General features: G+C 70.7%; 10 protein-coding genes, 1 tRNA gene and 2 pseudogenes. 8 read left to right on the top strand and 5 right to left on the bottom strand.

Annotated features, from left to right (window positions below):
* Window positions 1–87: 87 nt before the first annotated feature.
* The 4 genes and pseudogenes from AB0I71_RS30925 to AB0I71_RS30910 form a co-directional block, all read left to right on the top strand.
* Window positions 88–423: pseudogene (locus tag AB0I71_RS30925) on the top strand (DNA primase); the annotation flags it as partial.
* Entirely contained in the window at window positions 420–1,832 is a 1,413-nt protein-coding gene (locus AB0I71_RS30920; protein ID WP_357590672.1) for a DUF3631 domain-containing protein, read from the top strand. The pseudogene AB0I71_RS30925 and the gene AB0I71_RS30920, both read left to right, overlap by 4 nt.
* 48 nt (window positions 1,833–1,880) lie before the next feature.
* Complete coding sequence (locus AB0I71_RS30915; RefSeq protein ID WP_357590670.1) at window positions 1,881–2,144, top strand: helix-turn-helix domain-containing protein; 264 nt, start codon at window positions 1,881–1,883, stop codon at window positions 2,142–2,144.
* A 16-nt stretch (window positions 2,145–2,160) separates the two neighbouring features.
* Window positions 2,161–3,391 (top strand): annotated as a pseudogene (locus tag AB0I71_RS30910) (site-specific integrase).
* Between the two features lie 86 nt (window positions 3,392–3,477).
* Here AB0I71_RS30910 and AB0I71_RS30905 read toward each other — a convergent pair.
* Window positions 3,478–3,564, bottom strand: a tRNA-Ser gene (locus tag AB0I71_RS30905).
* A 75-nt stretch (window positions 3,565–3,639) separates the two neighbouring features.
* On the opposite strand from AB0I71_RS30905, the gene deoD reads away from it, so the two are divergent.
* The 3 genes from deoD to AB0I71_RS30890 all read left to right on the top strand — a co-directional run bounded on the left by deoD (window position 3,640) and on the right by AB0I71_RS30890 (window position 5,559).
* Window positions 3,640–4,347, top strand: a complete 708-nt coding sequence (gene deoD, locus AB0I71_RS30900; protein WP_357590668.1) for a purine-nucleoside phosphorylase — start codon at window positions 3,640–3,642, stop codon at window positions 4,345–4,347.
* 124 nt (window positions 4,348–4,471) lie between these two features.
* Window positions 4,472–5,110 (top strand): TetR/AcrR family transcriptional regulator, encoded by a 639-nt coding sequence (locus AB0I71_RS30895; RefSeq protein ID WP_357590666.1) that lies wholly within the window; start codon window positions 4,472–4,474, stop codon window positions 5,108–5,110.
* The gene (locus tag AB0I71_RS30890) at window positions 5,107–5,559 is read left to right on the top strand and encodes a hotdog domain-containing protein (RefSeq protein WP_357590664.1); all 453 of its coding nucleotides are present in this window, start codon (window positions 5,107–5,109) and stop codon (window positions 5,557–5,559) included. The genes AB0I71_RS30895 and AB0I71_RS30890 overlap by 4 nt, the downstream gene beginning before the upstream one ends.
* A 12-nt stretch (window positions 5,560–5,571) precedes the next feature.
* Here AB0I71_RS30890 and AB0I71_RS30885 read toward each other — a convergent pair whose 3' ends face one another.
* The 4 genes from AB0I71_RS30885 to AB0I71_RS30870 form a co-directional block, all read right to left on the bottom strand.
* Window positions 5,572–6,084 carry a nucleoside deaminase gene (locus AB0I71_RS30885; protein ID WP_357590676.1) on the bottom strand — a complete coding sequence of 171 codons (513 nt, stop codon included), beginning with the start codon at window positions 6,082–6,084 and terminating at the stop codon, window positions 5,572–5,574.
* A 145-nt stretch (window positions 6,085–6,229) separates the two neighbouring features.
* Window positions 6,230–6,760, bottom strand: coding sequence for a tRNA adenosine deaminase-associated protein (locus AB0I71_RS30880; protein WP_357590662.1), 531 nt, complete (start codon window positions 6,758–6,760; stop codon window positions 6,230–6,232).
* Between the two features lie 222 nt (window positions 6,761–6,982).
* A complete protein-coding gene (locus AB0I71_RS30875; protein WP_171023025.1) occupies window positions 6,983–7,150 on the bottom strand; it encodes a hypothetical protein in 168 nt (55 codons plus the stop codon).
* Window positions 7,151–7,237: 87 nt separating this feature from the next.
* Window positions 7,238–7,579, bottom strand: coding sequence for a hypothetical protein (locus AB0I71_RS30870; RefSeq protein WP_357590659.1), 342 nt, complete (start codon window positions 7,577–7,579; stop codon window positions 7,238–7,240).
* A 67-nt stretch (window positions 7,580–7,646) separates the two neighbouring features.
* On the opposite strand from AB0I71_RS30870, the gene AB0I71_RS30865 reads away from it, so the two are divergent.
* Window positions 7,647–8,402: a M23 family metallopeptidase gene (locus tag AB0I71_RS30865; RefSeq protein WP_357590657.1), complete on the top strand. Its 756-nt coding sequence runs from the start codon at window positions 7,647–7,649 to the stop codon at window positions 8,400–8,402.
* The last annotated feature ends 56 nt before the right edge of the window (window positions 8,403–8,458 follow it).

Raw genomic sequence — 8,458 nt, 5'->3', positions numbered from 1 at the left:
GTCCTATACGCCATGCTCCGCGACAAGATCCCCTACCAACCACGCCCGACAGGCCCCGTCCCCGCTTGACGAAACCCATAGGGACACCCCCCCGCCCTGCTGACGGCCTGCCTACCGCCGCCAGCACCACCCGTTCCGGCCGTGACCGGCCCGACGCGCGTACGTGAGGCGGGGGGCATCTCCCATCCCGACCGCCTCCTGGCCGTGCTACTCGACCGCGTGACCACCGCCCCCGAAGGGGTCCGCCGCACCACCCTCTACGGCGTCGCCCGAGGCGTGGCCCGGATGGTCACCGCCGGAGCCATCGACCACGCCGACGCGATCGCCGCTCTCACCGACGCCGGCCGCCGCGCCGAGCAAACCGACCGCGATATCCGAGCCGCCATCCGTGGTGGCTTCCGAGCCGAAGGAGTCGCCGCATGACCACCAGCGAACCAATCGACGGCGCGGCCATCTTGGACACGCTGCACGCCGCCCTGACCCGATACGTGATCCTGCCGTCCGCTGAGGCAGTCGACGCCGTGGCGCTGTGGATCGCCGCAACCCACGCCCAGCCCGCGTGGGCGCACGCGCCCCGCCTCGTCATCCGGGCGCCCGAAAAGCGGTGCGGCAAGTCTCGGCTGTTGGATGTGGTGGAAGGGTGCTGCCACAACCCGCTGATCACCGTCAACGCCTCCCCGGCCGCCGTCTACCGGGCCATTGGCACCGACAACCCGCCCACCCTGCTCGTCGACGAAGCCGACACGATCTTTGGTGGGAAGAACGCCGACGCGAACGAAGACCTACGTGGGCTGCTCAACGCCGGTCATCAGCGCAACCGGCCCGCCATCCGCTGGGACGCCGGTACGCAGCGATTGGAGAAGATCCCCACCTTTGCCATGGCGGCACTGGCCGGTATCGGGGCGATGCCCGACACCATCGAAGACCGCGCCGTTGTCGTCCGGATGCGCCGCCGCGCCCCCGGCGAAACCGTCGCTCCCTACCGGCACCGCCGCGACGGACCTGCGCTGCGCGCGATCGCGCAACGGCTCACCGTGTGGCTCGGCGCGAACCTCGCCACCCTCGAAGCCGCGGAACCACCCATGCCCGTCGAAGACCGCGCCGCCGACACCTGGGAACCCCTCGTGGCCGTCGCCGACCTGGCCGGTGGCACCTGGCCGACACGCGCCCGGCACGCCGTCACCACCCTCACCGCTGAGGCCGACGAAGCCGGCAACGTCTCCACCCGCGTACGGCTACTCGCCGACGTACGCACCGCGTTCACCGTGCTCGGCGACCCGCCCGCCGCGTCCACACACGACCTGCTCGCCGCGCTCAACGGCGATGACGAAGCACCCTGGGCAGGATTCGGGCCGACCGGCCTCACCGGCAAGCGGCTCGGCGACCTGCTCCGCGAGTTCGGGATCACGTCGACCACCATCCGCTTCCCCGTCGGACAGGCCAAGGGCTACACCCGAGAAGCCTTCACCGACGCGTGGAACCGGTACTGCCCCGCCCCATCCGTACCATCCGTCCCACCCTCGTTTCCGCAGGTCATCCCCGGTACGGATTCCCCGTCTGGTACGGATCGATCCGTACCACCAACCCCGCCCGGCCGTGCCCCTGGTACGCATCAATCCGTACCAGCACCCCAATCCGTACCGCACCTGACCAGGCAAAACGAGCTTGGTACGGATGGTACGGATACCCCCGGCATCGGGTCACCGCACGTCGCTGGTGACAGACCGAACCGCAGGAACGGCCCGCTGAGAGCCACGGAGACGGCTATGCCCTACGCCGTACACCGGGATACCAAATCTCGGCGCCACGGCGCTCTCGGCGGGCCGCTTTAGCGGCCATCATCGATCCGCCTGCCCCACCTATCAACTGACCCTCGCCCGATGAGAACGCCCGCCACCGGCGCTCTCAACACACCGGAACTACGGGGAGAAGCTGTGTCCACGCCAGATAACCGTGTCGTCCTGACCATCGAAGAAGCCGCCCAACGACTCGGCATTGGCCGCACCACCATGTACGCCCTCATCAAGGCCGGCCAGATCCGCACCGTCACCATCGGCCGCCTCCGCCGCGTGCCGACGTTCTGCCTAGACGAGTACGTGCGGAAGCTGCTCACCAACGCCACGCCCCTCGATCGCGCCGCCTGACTAAAGGAGCCCGCCAATGGGACGCAAACCGAACGGCGCATCGAGCATTTACCTCGGCGCCGACGGTTCCTGGCATGGCCGGGTCACTGTCGGCGTAAAGGACGATGGATCGCCGGACCGCCGGCACGTCCGCGGAAAGACCGAAGCCACCGTCATCAAGAAGGTGCGGCTCCTAGAGCGGGAGCGGGACAGCGGCACGGTACGCAGGGCCGGCCAGCGCTGGACGGTGAAGACCTGGCTCACTCACTGGGTCGAGAACATTGCGGCCCCGGCCGTGCGAGAGAACACCCTCGCCGGCTACCGGGTGGCCGTCTACCGGCACCTCATCCCCGGCCTCGGAGCGCACCGGATCGAGCGCCTAGAACCCGAGCACCTGGAGCGCTTCTACCGGCGAATGCAGGAGAAGGGCAGCGCCCCGGCCACCGCTCACCAGGCGCACCGAACGATCCGGACGGCGCTCAACGAGGCGGTACGCCGGGGGCACCTGGCCAAGAACCCGGCCACCCTCGCCAAGGCACCACGTCTACCGGAAAAACGAGATCGAGCCGTACACGGTCGCCGAGGTACAGCGGCTCATGGCCGCCACCCGTGGCCGGCGCAACAGCGCGCGGTGGGCGGTCGCGCTCGCCCTCGGCCTGCGCCAAGGGGAAGCGCTCGGCCTACGCTGGTCGGACGTCGACCTCGACGCCGGAACCCTGACCGTCCGTCGCGGCCGGCAGCGGCCGAGGTGGGAGCACGGGTGCCGCCCGCCGTGCGGCCGGAAGCACGGCGGGCACTGCCCCGATCGCCGCCAGGTACGGGCCGATACCGCCGAGACCAAGTCGCGGGCCGGCCGGCGCAGCATCGGGCTCCCTGACGAGCTGGTGGCGCTGCTCCGTAAGCACCGCGACGAGCAGGACCAGGAGCGCGTCACCGCCGCCCAACTCTGGGAGGACGGTGACTGGCTGTTCGCCACACCGATTGGCGGCCCGGTCAACCCGCGCACGGACTACGACGAGTGGAAGCGGCTGCTCCGGCTCGCCGGACTCCGCGACGGCCGGTTACACGACGCCCGGCACACCGCCGCCACGGTGCTGCTGATCCTCGGCGTGGCCGAGCGGGCGGTGATGGGCATCATGGGCTGGTCCAACTCAGCGATGGCGGCCCGGTACCAACACCTCACCGCCCAAGTGCGCCGGGACATCGCCCAGCGGGTGGGCGGACTGCTCTGGGACACCCCGGCGGAGAAGCCGAAACCGGCCTCTTAAGAGCGAACTGAGACCGAAACTGAGACCACAAGCGGAACGCCCGGCCGATCCCTGCGGATCGACCGGGCGTCCTCGCTGTTAACGAGCGGTGGCGGCGGGATTTGAACCCGCGGAGGGCGTAAACCCTCACACGCTTTCGAGGCGTGCTCCTTAGGCCACTCGGACACGCCACCGCCGACGAGGGTACAGGACCACGGGTTCCGACACCGAACCGGTCCCGGCCGGGCTGGCCTGGCAGGATCTCTGCCATGAGTACGCACATCGGCGCGAAGCCGGGCGAGATCGCCGAGCGGGTCCTGATGCCGGGTGACCCCCTGCGGGCCAAGTGGATCGCGGAGACCTACCTCGAGGGCGCGAACTGCTACTCGACGGTGCGGGGCATGTTGGGCTTCACCGGCCGCTGGAACGGGGTCGAGGTTTCCGTGCAGGGCTCCGGGATGGGCATGCCCTCGGCCTCGATCTACGCCCACGAGCTGGTAAACGAGTACGGCGTGAAGTCGCTGATCCGGGTCGGCTCGTGCGGCGCGCTCAGCGAGGACCTTCAGCTGCGCGACGTGATCGCGGCGATCGGGTCGTCCACCGACTCGAACATGAACCGGATGCGTTTCGACGGGCTCATCGACTACGCCCCGGTCGCCGACTTCGGGTTGCTGCGTACCTCGGTGGAGGTGGCCGAGCGGCGTGGCATCGCCATGCGGGTCGGGCCGATCCTGGCTGCGGACGCCTTCTACACCGACCGGCCGGACCTCTACGACAGCCTGGCGGAGTACGGCGTGCTGGCGGTGGAGATGGAGTCCGCGGCGCTGTACACGATCGCGGCCCGGTTCAAGGCGCGTGCCCTGACCCTGCTGACGGTGAGCGACCACATCAAGACCGGCGAGAAGACCACCTCGCAGGAGCGGGAGCAGACCTTCAGCCAGATGGTCGAGATCGCCCTGGACACCATCGTCGCCTGAGCCGAGCAAGCGGCGTCCCGCCACCCCCCGTGCGGTGGCGGGACGCTTTCGTGTCGGCCGCCGGTGACGACCGTCACCGCAGAAATATATCCGACCGGTCGTTCTTATTTAGTAGTCTCGCCGCATGAACGTCGACGGTCGGCTCGCCCGGGGCCAGCGCACCCGCACCGCTGTGCTGGACACCGCCGTCAGCCTGGCCTCCGCCAGCGGCCTCGACGGACTCTCCCTCGGCCATCTCGCCGAGTCGCTCGGGGTCAGCAAGTCCGGCCTCTTCGCGCACTGGCGCTCCAAGGAGGAGTTGCAGCTCGCCACCATCGACCGGGCCGTCGCCCAGTGGCAGGAACGGATCATCGGCCCGGCGCTGCGCACCCCCCGGGGCGTACGCCGGATCCACGCCCTGCACGACGCGCGGATCGATTTCTACGCCGGCCGGGTGCTGCCCGGCGGCTGCTTCTTCGCCACCACCGAGTTCGAGTTCAACGCCCGGCCCGGCGCGGTCCGCGACCGGCTCGCCGAGGTCTTCGCCGCCTGGACGGCGTTCCTGGAACGGCTCGTCGCCGAGGCGGTCGAGCTCGGCGAGCTGCCCGCCGGCACGGATGTCGCGCTGCTGGCGTACGAGATCGACGCGTTCGGCATCGCCGCCGCGATGCGTTCCCGCCTGCTCGACCCGGAGGTCACCTACCGGCACGCCCGCCTCGGCGTGCTGAACCACCTGCGGGCGCTCTGCCCAGACCCCGCCCTGCTACCGGAAGGCCCGTCATGAGTCACGCAGTCGCCGAACAGCCCGCCGTGGAGTACGGCCATGTCGAGCACGCCATGGTCCACTTTGACGACCTCGACGCCCTCGGCATCCTGCACAACGCCAGGTACGCGCTGCTGCTGGAGCGGGCGCTCACCGCGTACTGGTCCGACCGTGGGGTCGCCTACCAGGCCGGACGGGCCAGCACACCGGACGTGTTCCACGCCGTACGCGAGTTCAGCATCAGCTACCTCGCCCCGGTCACCGGCACCGGCCCGGTCGCCGTGCACTTCTGGCTGGAGCAGCTCGGCACCAGCAGCGCCCGGTACGCCTTCCGCTTCCACTCGCTCGACGGCAGCACGACGTACGCGGAAGGACACCGCGCGGTGGTCCGCCTCGACCCGGCGACCCTGCGACCCGCCCCGTGGACCGACACCGCCCGGGCGGTCGCCACCACGCTGCTCCGCTCCTGACGCCTCGGCCCGTCAGCGGAAGAAGGCGCGCAGGACGGCGGCGTTCTCGGCCTCCAGGATGCCGCCGTACACCTCGGGACGGTGGTTGAGCCGGCGGTCGCGCAGCACGTCCCAGAGCGAACCGGCGGCACCGGTCTTGGGTTCCCAGGCGCCGAAGACCACTGTCGAGACCCGGGCCAGCACCAATGCCCCGGCGCACATCGTGCAGGGTTCGAGGGTCACCACAAGGGTGCAGCCGTCCAGCCGCCAGCGGCCCAGCCGCTGGGCTGCCCGGCGCAACGCGAGCACCTCGGCGTGCGCGGTCGGGTCACCGGTCAGCTCGCGTTCGTTGCGGCCGACCGCCAGCTCACTGCCGTCCGGCCCGTAGAGCACCGCGCCCACCGGCACGTCACCGGACTGGCCGGGCTCGGCGAACTCGTCACCGCCCCCCGAGGCCACCGAGCCGGCAGCACCACCGGCCGGAGAAGTGACGTCCCCGACCTCGGCCGCCGGGCCGGTCACCGCGACTTCGAGGGCGCGGCGCATCCAGAGTTCGTGCCGCTGCCGTCGGCCGGTACCGGTCGGGTCGGCGAGGTCCTCGTCCGCTCCCGGCCCGGCGCGACCGACCGAACCGGGCGTGACCTGCCCCGGCCGGACCGTCTCCAGCGCCGGATCGGTCACGTCGAAGGGCTCAGACCTCACGCAGTTCCTCGACGTCGTCGACACAGCCCAGCACCTGGCAGATCTCGGCGGTGACGTCGGCCGGCATCATCCCCTCGTGGGCACAGAGGGCGAGCAGCCGCTGCGCGGGAATGCCCAGGTCGGTCAGGAGATCCGCCTCGCCGACCGGGTCAGCCTCCGGGTCGACGGCGGGTTGCTCGTTGTCGTCGCCACCGCTGGTGGCGGCCGGACGCACCTCTTCGGTGTCGTCGAGCCCGGTCACCGACGTCTTGAGGTCACCGACCAGCAGCGAACCCAGCCGGGACTCCTCCGCGTACGCCGAATCGGAGCCGAAGACCCGCAGGTCCTCGCCCTCGTCGAGACGCAGGATGACCAGGTAGGTGTCGTCCGCCTCGACGAACAACAGCGACAGGTCCGCGTCCGGGGCGACGTCGCGGAGTCGCTCGGCGACCTCGTCGACGTCGGCGGCACCCCGCAGGTTCAGCTCGGCGGCGGTCCAACCGCCCTTCTCACGCACGACGGCCGCAGCGAAGTACGACACGGTTTCCCCCAAGTTGCCTCGGCACAGCACTCGCCGATCCGTTACGCGTGCACGTTAGCCGGTCGGGTCGGCAGGCGACCGGTCAACGCCCCGAAGGGCCGGTCATTTGAACCCCTTTTCGACCTGTGCGGCGCGTGCACGCCACCTCCGACCCTGCGGTCCGACGGACCACGAGGGGAGGTCGAAAAGGGTTGATTCCTGGGGAAAGGATCTCCTGGCCGCTCAGCCGGCGAGACGTCGGCGAGTGGCGATCAGCTGGCGGAGCCGTTCGGTGCGGGCGCGCTGTGGCCGTTCGCGTTCGCGTACCGCGCGCGCGTCCGCCAACTGCGCCAGGAGCTGAAGGCGGCGGCGGCTGCGATCGGGATCCAGCCGCGGAGTGGTCCAGGCCATACCGGGAGAGTGCCGAGTTACGGCCATCCAGTCAAGACGGGTTTCGGTGTCTGCGCGACGACGCACCGCAGTCGCCGCCGACGGGCTTCACCAGAGCGGCCAGTCACCGCTGCTCGCCCAGCGGGTGGCGACCGCGGCGACGGCGATGCTCCACCCTCCGGCGGTGACGATCGCGATGCCGGCGCCCACTCCGCGGTCGCCGTACCTGACCAACGCCAGGGCCGCGAGCCAGGCCAGCCCACCAGCGAACAGCGTCCACCAGACGTACCCGACGAGGCTGCCGCCGAGCAGGCCGAAGAGGACCAGCCAGAGGAGGGTGCCGACCGCTCCGGCCGCGACACCGGCGCCGCCGACCGGGTTCGGCTCGCGGTAGGTGGGGCGTGGCGGCCGCCCGGAGGGAAAGAGGCCGGACGGGTTGTACGGCAACACCGGTACCACTCCTCCACACGCACGGACGCTGTGCCCACCACCGTATCGAGTCTGTCAGGATGGCCGGATGGTTCCGCTGACGATCGGACGCCGGCGCGCGTACGCCGTGTTGCTGCTCGTGCCGGTGCTCGCGGCGAGCGGCTGTGGTGCGCCTGACGCGCCGACGGGCGCCGGCCCGACGGCCGTGACCAGCCCGACCGCCGAGACCAGCCCGACCGCGGCGACCACCGGCGGACCCACCGCGACGCCCGACATCGCCGACCAGCCGGCCGCGACGGAGGCACCGACGCCGCGCACGGGCCTGCCACACGTCTTTCCGGTACGCGCCAGGAAGGCGTCGTACCACCCGACCCACTCGGCATATCCGGGGACGGACATCTTCGCCGACTGCGGTGAGCCGGTCGTCGCGGTCACCGACGGCGAGATCGGCGAGGTCAGCCGGCGTGACCGGTACAAAAAGAGTGGTCCGCAGGGGCCCTACAACGGCGGCCTGTCCGTGTCGGTGATCGGTGACGACGGGGTGCGCTACTACGGCTCGCACCTGACCGAGATCGCCGAGGACATCGACGCGGGGGTGCGGGTACGCGCCGGTCAGCGGCTCGGCACCGTGGGCCGGACGGGCAACGCCAACAACGTCTGCCATCTGCACTTCGGGATCTCCCCGCCGTGCCTGGGTGAGGACGGCTGGTGGATCCGCCGGGGCGTGATCTGGCCCGCGCCGTATCTCGACTCGTGGCGTAAGGGCGGCAACCGGGAGCCGGCGGCCGAGGTGGCCGCCTGGCATCGCAAGCACGGCTGCCCGAGCAAGCCGCCCGCGCGCTGATACCGCGTCATCCGCGTTTCATCAGTCCGAAACATTGACGCAGGTCTCGCCGGTGA

Source organism: Micromonospora sp. NPDC049891, assembly GCF_040660295.1.
In the GTDB taxonomy this organism is placed as follows: Bacteria; Actinomycetota; Actinomycetes; order Mycobacteriales; family Micromonosporaceae; genus Micromonospora.
This window is presented reverse-complemented; position numbering and strand designations above follow the sequence as displayed.

Coding starts and splice junctions, on each gene's coding strand:
- AB0I71_RS30920 (WP_357590672.1), top strand. CDS start 420: ATGACCACCAGCGAACCAATCGACGGCGCGGCCATCTTGGACACGCTG.
- AB0I71_RS30915 (WP_357590670.1), top strand. CDS start 1,881: ATGAGAACGCCCGCCACCGGCGCTCTCAACACACCGGAACTACGGGGA.
- deoD (WP_357590668.1), top strand. CDS start 3,640: ATGAGTACGCACATCGGCGCGAAGCCGGGCGAGATCGCCGAGCGGGTC.
- AB0I71_RS30895 (WP_357590666.1), top strand. CDS start 4,472: ATGAACGTCGACGGTCGGCTCGCCCGGGGCCAGCGCACCCGCACCGCT.
- AB0I71_RS30890 (WP_357590664.1), top strand. CDS start 5,107: ATGAGTCACGCAGTCGCCGAACAGCCCGCCGTGGAGTACGGCCATGTC.
- AB0I71_RS30885 (WP_357590676.1), bottom strand. CDS start 6,084: ATGCGCCGCGCCCTCGAAGTCGCGGTGACCGGCCCGGCGGCCGAGGTC.
- AB0I71_RS30875 (WP_171023025.1), bottom strand. CDS start 7,150: ATGGCCTGGACCACTCCGCGGCTGGATCCCGATCGCAGCCGCCGCCGC.
- AB0I71_RS30865 (WP_357590657.1), top strand. CDS start 7,647: ATGGTTCCGCTGACGATCGGACGCCGGCGCGCGTACGCCGTGTTGCTG.